The sequence below is a fragment of the Microbacterium testaceum genome (assembly GCF_029761935.1).
GTDB classification, from domain to species: domain Bacteria; phylum Actinomycetota; class Actinomycetes; order Actinomycetales; family Microbacteriaceae; genus Microbacterium; species Microbacterium testaceum_A.
Window position 1 is genome coordinate 3,058,766 of the sequence record NZ_CP121699.1, and the last position, 14,777, is coordinate 3,073,542.

Sequence of the window (14,777 nt, forward strand, 5' to 3'; positions counted from 1 at the left end):
ACGGCCGGACGCCCCGCGGCGACCCCTCCCATTATGCGCGAGGAATCGCGCCTCGGAGCGGGTCACGAGTTCCGCTCCGAGGCGTCAGACGACCACACGCCGGGGAACGAGGAGCGATCGTCGTGCGGCAGGGATGCCGCGGTGGAATGCTCGCCGGTGTTCCGCTTTCCGGTCAATGTGGACGCGGTCCACTTTTCGCATCGAGGACGTCGTTTCGCGCCTTGGGGCCGAAAGTGCCGAATTGCGCATTGTTTTTCCTATGAGCGATAGCGTGAATGCGGATGGGGGGCATCCACGACACCGCGGTCCTGAGAGCTGCACGGCGTGAGAGCGTTCCCATAGTGGCCTCCGCGATGGAGCGCAATGGCCTTGCCGCACATTCTCGGACTGTTTAGGAAAAAGGCGTGGAGCACACCAACATCGAAACCCGTGACGCCGAGACGGTGGAGCACCTGTGGCAGACCGTGGTTCCCGGAGCGCGCATCTCGCGCGCCGAGGTGATCCAGCCGGCACTCGCCTGGCACGCGGCATCCGAGCCCGGTTTCGCTTTCTGCGACTACACGATCGGTTCGACGATGCTGGTCGAGTCCGACCCCCTCGATCAGGTCGTGGTCGGTCGTATCGCCGGACCGCGGGTGTCGGGCACCTACCGCCGCGAACGCATCGACACGGCGGTGCCGTTCATGGTGGTGGATCGCCCTCTCGAGATCGCGTTCACGGGGCGTATCGCGGGCACCGCCGTCTCGTTCGCGCGGACCGAGTTCGACGAGGCCGCGCGCCGCCTGTCCGGCGATGACACCCTGAGGGTCCGGCCCACCGGTTACGCGCCGGTGAGCGAGCAGCGTCTGCGGTACTGGTCGCGCACCTGGGAGTACGCGCGCGACATCCTGCTGCGCTCGCCCGAGCGCACCCCGATCATCGAGCAGCAGGCGCGCACCCTGCTCTTGGAGGCGTCTCTGCTGGCGTTCCCCACGACCTTCACCGAGGCGCTGGCCGCCGGCCGCCCGTCGCGTCCCCTGCCCGCGCCGGTGCGTCGGGCCAAGGCCTACGTCGAGGCCCACGCGGCCGAGCCGGTCGTGCTGTCGGACATCGCCCAGGCAGCTCGCCTGTCTCCGCGCGGCCTGCAGTACGCCTTTCGCGCGGCCACCGGCCGTACGCCGATGCAGTACCTGCGCCGCGTCCGGCTCGATGCGGCGCGCGCGGAGCTGCGCAGCGCGGATCCCTCCGTCGAGACGGTGGCGGCGATCGCCGCGCGCTGGGGCTTCTCGAACCTGGGACGCTTCGCCGCGATGTACCGCGGAGAATTCGGCGAGACGCCGTCGACCACGCTGAGGTCGTAGAGCCGAGAGTTTGGGCGGCTCCCGCGGTCAGTGCCCGGCGCCGAGCCCTCCGCTCAGGCGCGCGTGCAACCGGGCGGCAGTGGCGTTCATCCCCGCGATCTCGACCGTCGTGCCGAGGTGGGCGTACTTCGTCTGCACCGCGTCGAGAGCGGCGACCGTCGAGGCATCCCACACGTGCGAGCGCGAGAGGTCGATGACCACGTGTCGCGGGTCGTCGTGGTACGCGAACTTCGTCGTCAGGTCGTTGCTCGAGGCGAAGAACAGCTCGCCCTCCACGGTATAGCGGGCGGTGTCGCCCTCCACCTCGCGCGTCACGGAGGTGACGCTGGCGACTCGGCGGGCGAACAGGACGGCGGCGGCGACCACGCCCACGCCCACGCCGATCGCGAGGTTGTGCGTCCACACCGTGATCGCGACCGTGAGGATCATCACGACCGTCTCGCTCAGCGGCATCCGACGAAGAGTCGAGGGGCGGATGCTGTGCCAGTCGAAGGTCGCGATCGACACCACGATCATCACGGCCACCAGCACCGCCATCGGGATGACGGCGACGACGTCGCCGAAGGCGAGCACGAGCACGAGCAGGAAGACGCCGGCCAGGAAGGTCGAGATACGGGTGCGCGCCCCCGACGCCTTCACGTTGATCATCGTCTGGCCGATCATCGCGCAGCCGCCCATTCCGCCGAACAGACCCGACAGCACGTTCGCGGCGCCCTGTCCGAGCGACTCGCGCGTCTTCGACGAGGGGGTGTCGGTGATGTCGTCCACGAGGGCGGCGGTCATGAGCGATTCGAGCAGGCCGACGATCGCCATGGCGACGGCGAAGGGCAGGATGATGGCGAGCGTCTCGCCGGTCAGCGGGACGTTCGGCAACAGAAGGGCGGGCAGGCTCTCGGGCAGCGCGCCCTGGTCGCCGACCGTGGGGACCGAGATGCCGAAGACGACCGCGGCGCCGGTCAGCAGCACGATCGCCACGAGCGGGGCGGGCACGACCTTGGTGATGCGCGGCAGGAGGTACATGATCGCGAGGCCCGCCGCGGCGATCGGGTAGACGGCCCACGGCACGCCGATCAGCTGCGGCACCTGCGCCGTGAAGATGAGGATCGCGAGCGCGTTGACGAAGCCCACCATGACGCTGCGCGGAATGAAGCGCATGAGCTTGGCCACCCCGAGCAGGCCGAGGATCACCTGCAGGATGCCGCCGAGGATCACCGTCGCGAGCAGGTAGTCGACCCCGTGCTCGCGGGCGACGGGGGCGATGACGAGAGCGATCGCGCCGGTCGCGGCCGAGATCATCGCGGGGCGTCCGCCGAGGAACGCGATGGCGACCGCCATGACGAAGGACGAGAACAGGCCGAGGCGCGGGTCGACGCCGGCGATGATCGAGAACGCGATCGCCTCGGGGATGAGGGCGATGGCGACGACGAGGCCGGCGAGCACTTCGCGGGTCAGCAGGCGGGGGGAGCGCAGGGCCTGCAGGACGGTGGGCTCGGTGCGCGGGCGCGCGATGGCAGAGGTCATGGAGAGTCTCCAGGAGGTAGGGGAGGGGACCCGCGTCGGCGCGGGGAAGAATAGGGGGGTCGCGATCGCGACGAAGGAGACTCTACCGTAACGAGAGGGTTGCGGGATCGGGGATGCGATGACCGAGGTGCGACCGATGCAGATCGGCGAGCTCGCCGAGCGGACGGCGCTGTCGATTCGGACGCTCCGTCACTACGACGAGATCGGTCTGCTGCGTCCCTCGGCCCGCAGCGAGGGCGGCTTCCGTCTCTACACGGCCGACGACGAGTCGCGACTGCTCCTCATTCGCCGCATGAAACCGCTCGGCTACTCCCTCGAGCAGATGGGTGAGCTGCTGGCCGTGGTCGACGGTCTCGAGGTCGACCCCTCCGACGACGCACTCCGCGCGCAGCTCGCCGACATCCGCGACGAAGCGCACCAGCGGCGAGAAGACCTCCGCCGCAAGGTCGCCGCGGCCGACGAATTCATCGCCCAGTTGGAGGCACGGTGACCGCGCACGAGATCACGCTCGAGGGTCACGGCATCCGGCTGTCTTCCGCTCGAGCCGCCGACGCGGCCGAGGCCTGGCCGCTGACCGACGCCGAGCTGTGGAGTCGCATGACCACGCCCTGGGCGGACTCGGTCGAGGCCTACGCCGCTCGCGTCGAGCAGCAGAACGCGACCCCGGGTCTGTACGCCTTCACGGTGCGGGATGCCGAGACCGGCCAGGTCCGCGGCGCGACGACGTTCTACGAGTACATGCCCGCGCAGGGGCGGGTCGAGATCGGGACGACCTGGTACGGCCGCGCCTTCCAGGGCGGTCGCACCAACCCCGCCGCGAAGCTGCTGCTGCTCGCGCACGCGTTCGAGGGGTGGGGGGTCAATCGCGTGGCGCTGCGCTGCGACGCGCGCAACGAGCGCAGTGCTCGCGCCATCGAGCGCCTCGGCGCCACGCGCGAGGGGCGCCTGCGGCAGCACCGCATCGCCCCCGACGGGAGCGTCTCGGACACGCTGTACTTCTCGATCCTGCGTGACGAATGGCCCGCCGTGCGCGCGGGTCTCGAGGAGCGCCTGCGCGGCTGAGGCTCAGCCGGTCGAGGCCTCGGCCGCACGGCGGCGGGCGAACTCCCGCGCCTCGGTGAACAGTTCGAGGTCGATCTGCACGTGTCGGCGGGCGAGTTCGGCGGCCTCGTCGGGGGTGGCCTGCACGATCGCGTCGACGATCGCGTCGTGCTCGCGCGCGGCGCGGGTCTCCATGCGGCGGTGGCTCCCGCGATCGCCCCACGGGTGGGCCGGGGCCGAGAGCGAGAGGTGCCGCTCGTGCTCGAGGAGGATGTCGCGAAGCGCGGTGTTGTGCGCGGCGTCGATGATGGCGAGGTGCAGCAGGCTGTCGGCGCGCTGCTTCGGGTCGCCCGACTCCGCGGCGTGGAAGTCGTCGAGGCGGCCCCGCATCGCGGTGATGTCGGCGTCGGTGCGCCGCTCGGCGGCCAGGCGCGCGAGCGAGGAGTGCAGCATCGAGCTCGCCGTGCACGCGTCGACGAGGTCGCTCCAGCGCTCCTCGAACCACCGGTCGACGCCGACCACGATCGATGCCGGCCAGTCCTCGGCGACGAAGGTGCCGCCGCCCCGGCCGCGACGGCGCTCGATCAGGCCCCGGGTCGACAGGTCGTCGAGGGCCGCGCGCACCGTCGTCCGCCCGACACCCAGGAGGGGCGAGAGGTCGCGCTCGGCGGGAAGACGGGTGCCCGGAAGGAACTCTCCCACCGCCACGGCGGTGATCAGTCGCTCGGTCACGCGCTCCACCAGGGAGGCGTCGTCGGTGTCGGCCATGGGCTCCCGTCGTTTCTCCCATGTTAATTCCGCAGAAAAGGTTTGCCAACGCACCTTTAAGGGGTCCACGATGACTCCATGCAACGCGAGATCACCGTCCCCTTCCGCGACGGCTACACCTGGGCCCGTCTGACCGAACCGGCCGAGCCCACCGGCGCAGCGCCCCTGTTCGTGCTGCACGGCGGCCCGGGGATGGCGCACAACTACGTCTCGAACCTCGACGCCCTCGCCGATCTGACCGGGCGCACCGTGGTGCACTACGACCAGATCGGGTGCGGCAAGAGCTCGCACCACCCCGACGCCCCGGCCTCGCAGTGGGTGCCCCAGCTCTTCGTCGACGAGTTCCACAACCTGCGCGAGGCCCTCGGCTTCGACGAATACCACGTGCTCGGTCAGTCGTGGGGTGGCATGCTCGGCGCCGAGATCGCCGTGCGTCAGCCCGCGGGGCTGCGGAGCCTCGAGATCTGCAACTCCCCGGCATCCATGGCCCTCTGGCTCGCGGGAGCGGCGCGACTGCGCGCCGAACTCCCCGACGATGCCCGCGAGGCCCTTGACCGGCACGAGGCCGCCGGCACCCTCGACGACCCCGAGTACGCCGAGGCCACGCGCGTGTTCTACGAGCGTCACGTGTGCCGCGTCACGCCGATGCCGCAGGACTTTGTCGACAGCGAGCAGCAGATGCTCGCTGACCCCACGGTCTACTTCACGATGAACGGCCCGAACGAGTTCCACGTCGTCGGGACGGGCCGTGACTGGACGATCATCGACCGCCTGCCCCAGGTCGCCGTTCCGACGCTCGTCGTCGCCGGCGAGTTCGACGAGGCCACCCCCGAGACGTGGGAGCCCTTCGTCGCGCACATCCCCGGCGCCCGCTCGCACGTGTTCGCCGGAGCGAGCCACTGCACCCACCTCGAGATGCCCGACGCCTTCCGCGCGGTCATCGCCGACTTCCTCGCGCCCCTTCCCTGACACCCGCCCCTACCCCACCCGAACCAGGAGACCCGATGTCGCACCCCGCCCCCGAGGCCCAGCAGTCGCTGGAGTCGTTCGGCTACAAGCAGGAGCTCAAGCGCTCCATGTCCACCTTCGACCTCGTGGTCTACGGTCTCGTCTTCATGGTGCCCATCGCCCCGTGGGCGATCTTCGGCGTCGTGTTCAACGCCGCGAGCGGCATGGTTCCGCTGGTGTACCTCACCGGCGTGATCGCGATGATCTTCACCGCCCTCGCCTACGCGCAGATGTCGAAGGCGTTCCCGATCGCCGGCTCCGTGTTCTCGTACGTCGGTCGCGGCCTGCACCCCACGGTCGGCTTCTTCGCCGGCTGGGCGATCCTGCTCGACTACCTGCTCGTCCCCACGTTGCTCTACGTCTTCGCCGCCTCGTCGATGGCGGGCATCTTCCCCGACGTGCCGCAGTGGATCTGGGCCGTGGCCTTCGTCGTCATCAACACCGTCATCAACGTGCTCGGCATCGGCTCGATCAAGATCGCCAACCGCGTCATGCTCGCCATCCAGCTCGCCTTCGTGGTGATCTTCGTCGTGATCGCCATGGCCGCCCTGTCGTCCGGCACGATCCCGGGCGCCGAGTTTACGATGGCTCCGCTGTGGGATGCCGAGAAGGTCAACCCCGCGCTCATCGCCACCGCCCTCTCGATCGCGGTGCTGAGCTTCCTCGGCTTCGACGGCATCTCCACGATGGCCGAGGAGTCCACCGGTGACCGGAGATCGGGCGGCCGCGCCATGATCATCGCCCTGCTCGTAGTCGCGGTGCTCTTCATCGCGCAGACCTGGTTCGCCAGCGCCCTGGCCGCCGGCACGGTCGCCTTCGGTGACGACGAGGTCAACAACGCGTTCTTCCTGCTCGTCGCCAAGGCCGCCGGCAGCGGGTGGGCGACCGCCTTCCTCGCGGTCAACGTCATCGCGGTGGGTATCGCCAACGCGGTCGCGGCCCAGGCGGCGACCTCGCGCCTGCTCTACTCGATGAGCCGCGACCGGCGCCTTCCCGCCTTCCTCTCGAAGGTCACCTCGCGCCAGGTGCCGATGGCGGCGATTCTGCTCGTGAGCGCGATCTCGCTCGTGCTGGTGCTGTTCTTCGTCGGGCAGATCGCGGTGATCTCGTCGTTGGTCAACTTCGGTGCCCTGCTCGGCTTCATGCTGCTGCACGTGTCGGTTGCGGCGTACTACCTCGGCAAGAAGAAGTCGAAGAACTACCTCCTGCACCTCGTCGTGCCGCTCGTCGGCTTCCTGATCATCGGCTACGTGCTGCTCAACGCCGACATGACCGCCAAGATCGGCGGCATCCTGTGGCTGGTCGTCGGCGGGATCGTCTACCTGATCTTCGCCCGCAAGAACGGCGGGGCCACCGGCCCCCTGCCCGAGCACGCCACGGCCACCGCCGGCGAAGGCGGCGGAGAGGTGGCCTCCCGGTGACCGAGGAGCACTGGCTCGGCAAGGAGCACGGTCGCCCGGGGTACGACGCGTCGGTGCCCCCGGTGCTGCGCATCCGCCCTGGAACAGGGGAGAGGATCGCGTTCGAGACCGACGACGCGGTCTACGCCGAACTGCACGACCACGGCGATCTCGCTGCCCTCCAGGCGCCGATCAACCCCGTGACGGGCCCCGTGTACGTCGAGGGGGCGAAGCCCGGCGACGCCCTCGTGGTGAACGTGCACGAGATCCGTCTCGGCGCGTACGGATGGTCGCAGAGCCTTCCCGGCGCAGGCGCCCTGCAGCACCGCATGCCCGACCACGTCGTCAGCCGGCGCATCCCGATCGACGCGGCGGGCGTTCACCTGACCGAGCGTCACGTGGTGCCCGCGCGCCCGATGATCGGCTGCATCGGCACGGCGCCCGCCGCCGGAACGAACTCGACGGTCATGCCGACCACCGCCCTCGGCGGCAACATGGACCTCACCGAGGTCGCCCCGGGGGCCACCGTCTACCTGCCTGTCGAGGTCGAGGGAGCCCTCCTGTCGATCGGCGACATCCACGCCGTCATGGCCCGGGGCGAGTCGTCGTTCGTCGCGATCGAGGCGGCGGGGGTCGCCGTGGTCTCGATCGAGGTGATCCCGGATGCCGATCTGCGCGCGCCCCGCGTCGAGACCGACGAGGAGTGGATCTTCGTCGGCCTCGGCGACCCGGTGCAGGAGAGCGTCCGACGCGGCTACGAAGACGTCTTCGACGATCTCGTGGACGTGCGCGGGTGGGACCGGATGGACGCGTACGCGGTCATGAGCGCCCTCGTGCACAGCGAACTGGGCGGCCCGACGGGCTCGGAGGCGCCTGACCCGCTGCATCCGTTCCGCGCCGTGGGGGCGGTGACCCTTCACCGGTTGCCCAAAAGCGTGCTCTGACATACTGCGCCGGTGATCTCCACTCTCAAGCCCGTCGAGGGGAGTGCCTTGCATGGCTGATCTCGACTTCGTGCTCCGACTTCTTCTCGCGGCCGGCTGCGGCATGCTGATCGGCCTGGAACGGCAGTACCGGTCCCGCACGGCGGGTCTTCGCACGCAGGCCCTCGTGGCGATGGGAGCCGCCGCGTTCGTGCTGTTCGGCAGCGAGCTGGGGGTCGGTCAGGGATCGCTGCAGATCGCGGCCTACGTCGTGTCGGGGGTGGGCTTCCTCGGCGGCGGGGTGATTCTTCGTCAAGGGCTCTCCGTGCAGGGTCTGAACACGGCCGCGACGCTCTGGTGTTCGGCGGCCGTCGGGTGCCTGGCTGCCGGAGGTCTGGTCGTTCCCGCGCTCGCGATGACAACGCTCGTGCTCCTGGTGCACCTTCTGCTGCGCCCGCTCGGCCGTCTGGTCGACCGTGCCCCCGACGCCAACGCCGAAACGATCGGCGCGTTCGTGTTGACCGTGCGCGCGATGGATGAACGCGAGGAAGAGGTGCGCGAGCTGCTGTCCGACGTTCTGGAGTCGCCCGACGTCCTGGTCCTCGCGATGTCGAGCCACGAAGACGAGGGCTCCGGTGACGAGTCGGACGGCGTCGTTCTCGAGGCCGAGTTGCTCATCGAGGGCGACGCGCCCGAGTTCCTGGATGCCGTGACGACCCGGCTCTCGCGAGACACCGGCGTCCGCGCGATGTCGTGGAGAGCCGAGGACAGTCCGATGACCGTCCGAACCCGGCGGCGATTCGGGCGAGGGTGAGCGCCGTGTAAGATCGTCCCTTGGAAGTGTGTCCGAGCGGCCTAAGGAGCATGGCTGGAATCCATGTAGGCGGGGTAACTCGCCTCGCAGGTTCAAATCCTGTCACTTCCGCCACATGAAGAGCGTCACCCGAGAGGGTGGCGCTCTTCGCATGTCACGCGGCGACTACCGCGACACGCTCTCGCGCCCGGCCGCGCCGACGGCCCCGGGCCGCACGACGAGCGAGCGAGGGTACGCCCGCGCGAGCACCCGCCGCAGCGGCGTCGCTCTCGCGTCGAGAGCCGCGCGCACGCCCGCGACGGCGGAGACGAGGGCGGGGCCCTGAGCGGGGTCGAGACTGTCGCCCGCGTAGCTCACCCGTTCGACCGCGTCACGCAGCAGATCGACGTCGTCGGTCGGCGCGCCCTGCTCCTCGACGAGCAGTGCCGCGAAGGCGCGCGGAGACAGAGCGGACGAGACCGGGATGCCGAGATCCACCGCGTCCTCCCTCATCGCCGTCCACGCCGCCACCGGGTCGCCCGCGCGCGTGGCGGCGAGGCGTCGACGACGCAGCACCATCCGGGCCGCGGCCGGGACCCCGGCGAGCAGCAGCAGCGCGAGGACTCCGAGGACCGGGGCGACCCACGCCGTGCTCTGACGCGCGGTCACGGAGCCGCCGCCGGTGGTCTGCGCCCCGGGGTCGTTCTCGGCCGCCGTCGAGGGGGCCGTCGACGGCTGGTCGGCCGGGGTCTCGGCATCCTGGCTCGGGGTGTTCGGGGCCGTGTTGTTGCCGCCCGCAGAGCCCGAGGCGAAGTTCGTCGGAACGCCGAGGCTGTTCGTCGGCTCGAACGGCACCCACCCGATGCCCTCGAAGTACACCTCGGGCCATGAGTGCAGCTGGCTCGAGGTGACCGTGTATTCCGTGCCGCCCTGCTGGGGGATGCTCGAGGCGGTGCCGGGGAGATATCCGATGACGATGCGCGCCGGGATGCCGAGGGTTCGCGCCATGACCGCGAAGGCCGAGGCGTAGTGCACGCAGTATCCGGCGCGCACCTGCAGGAACTGCGCCACCGCGTCGAGGCCCGCCCCGTCGAAGCCGGCGTCGACCGGGGCGTCGAGGGAGTAGCGGAACTGACTGCTGCGGAACCAGTTCTGCAGTGTCACGAGCTTGTCGTATGGCGTCTGAGCGTTGGCGGTGACCTCGCGGGCGGTGTCGCCGATGACGGCCGGCACGTCGGCGGGAAGAGCGGTCAGGGCGGGATCGAGATCCGTGCCGCCCGCCGTCTTAGAACGGATCTGCTCGAGGGTGGGGCGCGGAACGTTCGCCTGCACCTCGTAGACCTGCTCTCGCGTCGACCCCGCGCGCGTGACGACCGTGCGGTTCTGCGGCATGCCCAGCCAGTCGCCGTTGAGGCCCGTGACCGTCGAGGCCGGATAGGGCACCGGCAGCCACGGGCTGTCGAGCTGATCGACGGTGACCGTCGTCGTCCAGTCGGCGAGGGTGATATCGCCGTCGACGCCGACCCGGTCGAACACGGCGCCGCTCGGGGGGACCGCGACGGTGTCGAAGCTGTCGGGCTGCCACACGGCGCCGTCGAAGCGCGAGAGCGTCACCGCGCGCAGGTACGGGGCCGTCGGACCCGTGGTGCGGACCGTGAGCACCTCGACGTCGCGGGGCTGGCGCAGGTCGTTTCCGAGTTCGAGGTTGGGGTTGATGGTGGTCCCCAGCCCGCCCGTGCCGCCGCTGGCGAACCGCAGGCCCGGTTGGGGCAGCAGGGGAGTGGCCACCACGGCGACGATCACGGCCACCGCCGCGACGCCGAGGGCCGTCGCCGACACCCCGAACAGGCGGCGGGGCGACGGATCGGGCGAGCGTCCGTCGCGTCGGGGCGGGGCCGCGGTTCGCGCGCGCGTATCGATCCGCAGTAGGAACAACAGTGCCGCCGCCAGCAGCACGAAGCTCGCGATGTCGACGTCGGAGGGGATCGCGATCGTCGGGATGAGCGAGACGGCGACCAATCCGACCCCGGCGAGCAACGGCATCCGGGCCGTCAGGACGACGTGGTCGAGCACGATCGCGAGCGCGCCGATCGCCGCGACCAGCAGGAACGCCAGGCCCTCGTCCGGGGGCACGGGGGCGACGCCGTCGCGGATCTCGGCCGAGGCCTGAGCGATCAGACCCGGGACCGCCGCGAAGGTCGACGGAGTGGGGATCACCAGCAGAATCGCCGTCGTGCGCCCGAAGATCGCCGTGAGCAGGACGATCCAGACGACGAGCTCGGCCACGCTGGCGAGCACCGCGGGCAGGCGCGAGAGGCGCACGATCAGCCCCGCGCCGAGAGTGCCCCCGGCCACGAGGACCGCCCCCGCGACCCACGCGCCCGGGGCGATGACCGAGAAGACCGGCAGCATCGCCGCGGCGATCGCGGCGAACAGGCCGACGGTCAGCAGGGTGGCGTCGCGGCGCCGACGGGGGGAGCGCAGCACGGTCAGATCAGCGGCCGACACGGGCGTACCCCTGTTCCATCGCGTCGTCCCACGCCAGGGCCACGTCCCCGGCGGGGGGCAGGTGCGTCGCGCGCCAGCCGGCGAGCTGGAGGGCGTCGAGGTCCGCGTGCTCGGCGACGACGACCAGGACGGGAAGAGCCGAGTGCAGGCCCGCCGCGCCCAGCGTCGCGCGGTCCTCGGGCGACAGGCTTCCGGTGATCACCACGACCGGACCGAGCAGGGCGGACACGGTCGCCGGCACGACGCGGGGGGAGGGGTCGTCGGCGCGGGCGCGCAGGCTCGCGAACCCGGCGGCGGCTGCTCGCGCCTCGACGTCGTCCCCGCCCTCGACGGGGTCGGTGAGGAGCGTGCCGTCGCTGTCGAGGACGTCGACCGTGTAGCCCTCGTGCACGAGATGGGCGATGGCCGACACGCACGCGGTCACTGCCGTCTCGAACGCGGGGGCGCTCCCGGGGGCGTGCGCGGCCTGCGGCGACCACCGCGAGAGCGCACGGTCGATGACGACGGTGGCGGCGGGAGAGGATTCCTGCTCCTCCTGACGCACCATGAGGGTGTCCCGATGCGCGGTCGCCCGCCAGTGGATGCGCCGCATCGAATCGCCCGGAGCGTAGGGGCGCGCGACGAGGTTGTCGGCGCCCTGGCCGAGCTGCAGCGCCGCGGTCTGTCGCGTGCCGCCGGCCTCACCCGAGGCGGAGGGCAGGGGCGTGAGATCCACGATCGCCGGGGCCACCGTCACCGCGGTCATGCGGCCGACGGCGAGTCGCCGACGCACCAGACCGAACGGGTCGGTCATGGTCACCTCGAGCGGACCGATCGAATGGATGCCGCGCGACGCACCGACCACGTCGTAGCGCACCTCGACCGTGCCGGCACCGCCCGCCAACGTGGAGCCGAGGGGAGCCGAGGCCCCCTCGGCGCGTCCGGTCAGGCCCGCGGGAAGAGTGTCGCTCCACCGGCCCGGACCGGTGGGGAGGGCGCTCGAGAGGCCCGCGCGGACCACGACCGTCGCCGAGCCCCCGACCTCGGGGGTCTCGGGAGTCACGACGCGCGACACCGACCCCGTCCCGCGCGCCAGCAGCAGAGCGATGGCGGATACCGCCAGGAGCGCGACGAGCAGGGTCGCGAAGTACATCAGTTCCGGGATTCCGGCGCGTTGCGCGATGACGAACCCCGCGACGGCGAGGAGGACCGCCCCCGTGCCCCGGAGGGTGAAGGGCCACAGGCGCTTCACGCCGGCGCTCACGGCCGCGGGGCGAGAGGGACGCGCACGCTCGTCGCGATCCGGTCCAGGGCGTCGGCGACGACCGCGGCTCCGGCGCGGCCGCCCGCGGCGGACCGGTTGGCGATCAGGCGATGGGCGAACACCGGCGACAGCAGAGCGGTGATGTCGTCGGGGATCACGTAGGCGCGGCCGTCGAGAGCGGCGCGGACCTTCGCGGCGCGAACGAGCTGCAGGGTCGCTCGGGGGCTCGCGCCCAGGCGGATGTCGGGATGGCTGCGGGTCGCCTGCGCGAGGGCGACGACGTACTCCTCGAGCGCGGGGGCCACGTGGACGCCCCGGGCCCAGGAGATCATCGCGGTCACTTGGCGCGCGGTCACGACCGGTGTCAACCCGTCGAGGGGGTTCACCGCGTCGCGCTGACGGAGCATGAGCGCCTCGGCCGCGGCATCCGGATATCCCATCGAGATCCGCAGCAGGAAGCGATCGCGCTGCGCCTCGGGGAGGACGTATGTGCCCTCCATCTCGAACGGGTTCTGCGTGGCCACCACGAGGAACGGCGAGGGCAGGACATGCGTGCGACCGTCGACGGTGACCTGGCGTTCCTCCATGGCCTCGAGCAGCGACGACTGCGTCTTGGGGGAGGAGCGGTTGATCTCGTCGGCGATGACGATGTGGGCGAACACCGCGCCGGGGGTGAACTCGAACTGCCGCTGCACCGGATTGAACACCGACACGCCGGTGATGTCGCCGGGCAGAAGATCGGGGGTGAACTGGATGCGACGGACGTCGGCGTCAACCGTGGCGGCGAGCGCCCGGGCGAGCATCGTCTTGCCGACGCCCGGGACGTCTTCGATGAGCAGGTGCCCCTCGGCCAGCAACGCGATCAGGGCGCTGCGGACGGCCTCGGGCTTACCGTCGATCACCTTCGAGACGGACGCCAGGATCTCCCCGGTCAGGCGGGCGAAAGACTCCGCGTCGAGAGCGGTGTCGACCCCGGGGCGGGCGGGGCCGCCGGCGGTGTCGGCGCGGCGCAGCCGCGTGGTCGCCTCGGGCGTGACCGTCTCGTCCATGGCATCCCTTGTGTCGCGGAGGCGGAGGCGCGTCGTCGCCGCCGTGACCCGATCGTAACCCGCGTCGCGGCGGCGGGGGTCGGAATACCGCGGGTGCACAGGCGGCACTCGGCGAGAGCGGAGCGCCCCTAGGATCGGGGAGCGTTGGTCCACCCGAGGAGCCCGCGCATGTCGCACACCACCCCGTCCCTTCCCGCCGACCCCCACGTGCTCGCCGTCGACATCGGCGGAACGAAGGTCGACGCGGCCCTGGTCTCGGCCTCGGGCGAGGTGGTCCGCGCGAGCGTCACCCGACGCCCCACCGGTCGCGAGAACGACCGCGACACGATCGCCCGCCACGTGCGCGAGGCCGCCGCCGCGGCGCTGGCCGCCGTGCCCGGGGTCACGGTGACCGCGATCGGCGTCGGTAGCGCGGGCCCGGTCGACCTGCCCTCGCGGTCGGTGTCGCCCCTCAATCTGCCCCTCGCGGCGGGTCTGCCGATCGACGAGGTGCTCGCGGGACTCGTCGACGGCCCGATCCACCTCGCCCTCGACGGCACGTGCATCGCCCTCGCCGAGCACTGGCGCGGTGCCCTGGTCGGCTGCGACGATGCGATGGCGATCGTCGTGTCGACGGGAGTGGGCGGCGGCCTCGTGCTGGGCGGTCGCCCCGTCAGCGGCGCCAGCGGCAACGCGGGTCATCTGGGACAGACCTTCGTCCGCACCATCGAGGGCGACGAGGTCGTTGCGGCCACCCTCGAAGCCGTGGCCGCGGGGCCGGGCACCGTCGCCTGGGCGAAGACGCAGGGCTGGCAGGGCGAGACCGGTCTCGATCTCGCCGCCTCCCACGCGGAGGGGGATGCCGCCGCGATCGCCGCCGTGACCCGGTCGGCGACCGCGGTGGGACAGGCCATCGCCGCGGCGGCCACCCTGTGCGATCTCGAGGCCGTGGCCATCGCCGGGGGCTTCTCGCAGGTCGCGCCCGACTACGTCGACCAGGTGCGTGCGGCCGCTCAGGCCGCCTCGCTGCACGCGTACGCGCGGCGCTGCCGCATCGTCGGCTCGGGCCTCGACGGGGACGGTCCGCTGCTCGGGGCGGCGGCGTTGGCGCTGCAGTCCTGACGGATTCCGCAGGGGGTGGCCCGCTGGTGGGCGGGCGTAATCTGGAGGCCAGGGCCCGCGCCGCGGACCGGCGAACGAGGGC

13 protein-coding genes and 1 tRNA gene are annotated in these 14,777 nt (G+C 71.3%); 9 read left to right on the forward strand and 5 right to left on the reverse strand.

Annotation, left to right across the window (positions count from 1 at the left end):
• The first annotated feature begins 404 nt into the window (after positions 1 to 404).
• The gene (locus tag QBE02_RS14675; RefSeq protein WP_279366379.1) at positions 405 to 1,340 is read left to right on the forward strand and encodes an AraC family transcriptional regulator; all 936 of its coding nucleotides are present in this window, start codon (positions 405 to 407) and stop codon (positions 1,338 to 1,340) included.
• Positions 1,341 to 1,367: 27 nt separating this feature from the next.
• Here QBE02_RS14675 and QBE02_RS14680 read toward each other — a convergent pair whose 3' ends face one another.
• Entirely contained in the window at positions 1,368 to 2,861 is a 1,494-nt protein-coding gene (locus QBE02_RS14680; RefSeq protein ID WP_279366380.1) for a SulP family inorganic anion transporter, read from the reverse strand.
• A 118-nt stretch (positions 2,862 to 2,979) separates the two neighbouring features.
• On the opposite strand from QBE02_RS14680, the gene QBE02_RS14685 reads away from it, so the two are divergent.
• Positions 2,980 to 3,351, forward strand: a complete 372-nt coding sequence (locus QBE02_RS14685) for a MerR family transcriptional regulator (protein WP_279366381.1) — start codon at positions 2,980 to 2,982, stop codon at positions 3,349 to 3,351.
• Positions 3,348 to 3,923: a GNAT family N-acetyltransferase gene (locus tag QBE02_RS14690; RefSeq protein ID WP_279366382.1), complete on the forward strand. Its 576-nt coding sequence runs from the start codon at positions 3,348 to 3,350 to the stop codon at positions 3,921 to 3,923. Before QBE02_RS14685 ends, QBE02_RS14690 begins: the two co-directional genes overlap by 4 nt.
• Before the next feature lie 3 nt (positions 3,924 to 3,926).
• Here QBE02_RS14690 and QBE02_RS14695 read toward each other — a convergent pair whose 3' ends face one another.
• On the reverse strand, positions 3,927 to 4,670 hold the full coding sequence (locus QBE02_RS14695; protein WP_279366383.1) for a FadR/GntR family transcriptional regulator: 744 nt from the start codon (positions 4,668 to 4,670) through the stop codon (positions 3,927 to 3,929).
• A 78-nt stretch (positions 4,671 to 4,748) separates the two neighbouring features.
• Between QBE02_RS14695 and QBE02_RS14700 the strand changes: the two genes are divergently transcribed.
• The 5 genes from QBE02_RS14700 to QBE02_RS14720 all read left to right on the forward strand — a co-directional run bounded on the left by QBE02_RS14700 (position 4,749) and on the right by QBE02_RS14720 (position 8,929).
• The gene (locus QBE02_RS14700; protein WP_279366384.1) at positions 4,749 to 5,639 is read left to right on the forward strand and encodes a proline iminopeptidase-family hydrolase; all 891 of its coding nucleotides are present in this window, start codon (positions 4,749 to 4,751) and stop codon (positions 5,637 to 5,639) included.
• 35 nt (positions 5,640 to 5,674) lie between these two features.
• Entirely contained in the window at positions 5,675 to 7,099 is a 1,425-nt protein-coding gene (locus tag QBE02_RS14705) for an APC family permease (protein ID WP_279366385.1), read from the forward strand.
• Positions 7,096 to 8,022, forward strand: a complete 927-nt coding sequence (locus tag QBE02_RS14710) for an acetamidase/formamidase family protein (protein WP_279366387.1) — start codon at positions 7,096 to 7,098, stop codon at positions 8,020 to 8,022. Before QBE02_RS14705 ends, QBE02_RS14710 begins: the two co-directional genes overlap by 4 nt.
• A 52-nt stretch (positions 8,023 to 8,074) precedes the next feature.
• Entirely contained in the window at positions 8,075 to 8,815 is a 741-nt protein-coding gene (locus QBE02_RS14715) for an MgtC/SapB family protein (protein ID WP_279366388.1), read from the forward strand.
• Between the two features lie 22 nt (positions 8,816 to 8,837).
• Positions 8,838 to 8,929 (forward strand) — tRNA-Ser (locus tag QBE02_RS14720).
• 51 nt (positions 8,930 to 8,980) lie between these two features.
• On the opposite strand, the gene QBE02_RS14725 is transcribed toward QBE02_RS14720, so the two are convergent.
• The 3 genes from QBE02_RS14725 to QBE02_RS14735 are packed head-to-tail and all read right to left on the reverse strand — an operon-like array spanning position 8,981 to position 13,594.
• Positions 8,981 to 11,302, reverse strand: coding sequence for a DUF3488 and transglutaminase-like domain-containing protein (locus QBE02_RS14725; protein ID WP_279366389.1), 2,322 nt, complete (start codon positions 11,300 to 11,302; stop codon positions 8,981 to 8,983).
• Positions 11,289 to 12,545, reverse strand: a complete 1,257-nt coding sequence (locus QBE02_RS14730) for a DUF58 domain-containing protein (protein WP_279366390.1) — start codon at positions 12,543 to 12,545, stop codon at positions 11,289 to 11,291. Before QBE02_RS14730 ends, QBE02_RS14725 begins: the two co-directional genes overlap by 14 nt.
• Positions 12,542 to 13,594, reverse strand: coding sequence for an AAA family ATPase (locus QBE02_RS14735; RefSeq protein WP_279366391.1), 1,053 nt, complete (start codon positions 13,592 to 13,594; stop codon positions 12,542 to 12,544). Before QBE02_RS14735 ends, QBE02_RS14730 begins: the two co-directional genes overlap by 4 nt.
• Before the next feature lie 168 nt (positions 13,595 to 13,762).
• Here QBE02_RS14735 and QBE02_RS14740 point away from each other — a divergent pair, with 168 nt between their 5' ends.
• A complete protein-coding gene (locus QBE02_RS14740) occupies positions 13,763 to 14,695 on the forward strand; it encodes an ROK family protein (protein WP_279366393.1) in 933 nt (310 codons plus the stop codon).
• Positions 14,696 to 14,777 lie beyond the last annotated feature (82 nt).

What these genes read in the sequence shown, in the direction of transcription:
- QBE02_RS14680 (WP_279366380.1), bottom strand. Translation starts at nt 2,861, where the DNA reads ATGACCTCTGCCATCGCGCGCCCGCGCACCGAGCCCACCGTCCTGCAG.
- QBE02_RS14685 (WP_279366381.1), top strand. Translation starts at nt 2,980, where the DNA reads ATGACCGAGGTGCGACCGATGCAGATCGGCGAGCTCGCCGAGCGGACG.
- QBE02_RS14695 (WP_279366383.1), bottom strand. Translation starts at nt 4,670, where the DNA reads ATGGCCGACACCGACGACGCCTCCCTGGTGGAGCGCGTGACCGAGCGA.
- QBE02_RS14700 (WP_279366384.1), top strand. Translation starts at nt 4,749, where the DNA reads ATGCAACGCGAGATCACCGTCCCCTTCCGCGACGGCTACACCTGGGCC.
- QBE02_RS14705 (WP_279366385.1), top strand. Translation starts at nt 5,675, where the DNA reads ATGTCGCACCCCGCCCCCGAGGCCCAGCAGTCGCTGGAGTCGTTCGGC.
- QBE02_RS14715 (WP_279366388.1), top strand. Translation starts at nt 8,075, where the DNA reads ATGGCTGATCTCGACTTCGTGCTCCGACTTCTTCTCGCGGCCGGCTGC.
- QBE02_RS14735 (WP_279366391.1), bottom strand. Translation starts at nt 13,594, where the DNA reads ATGGACGAGACGGTCACGCCCGAGGCGACCACGCGGCTGCGCCGCGCC.
- QBE02_RS14740 (WP_279366393.1), top strand. Translation starts at nt 13,763, where the DNA reads ATGTCGCACACCACCCCGTCCCTTCCCGCCGACCCCCACGTGCTCGCC.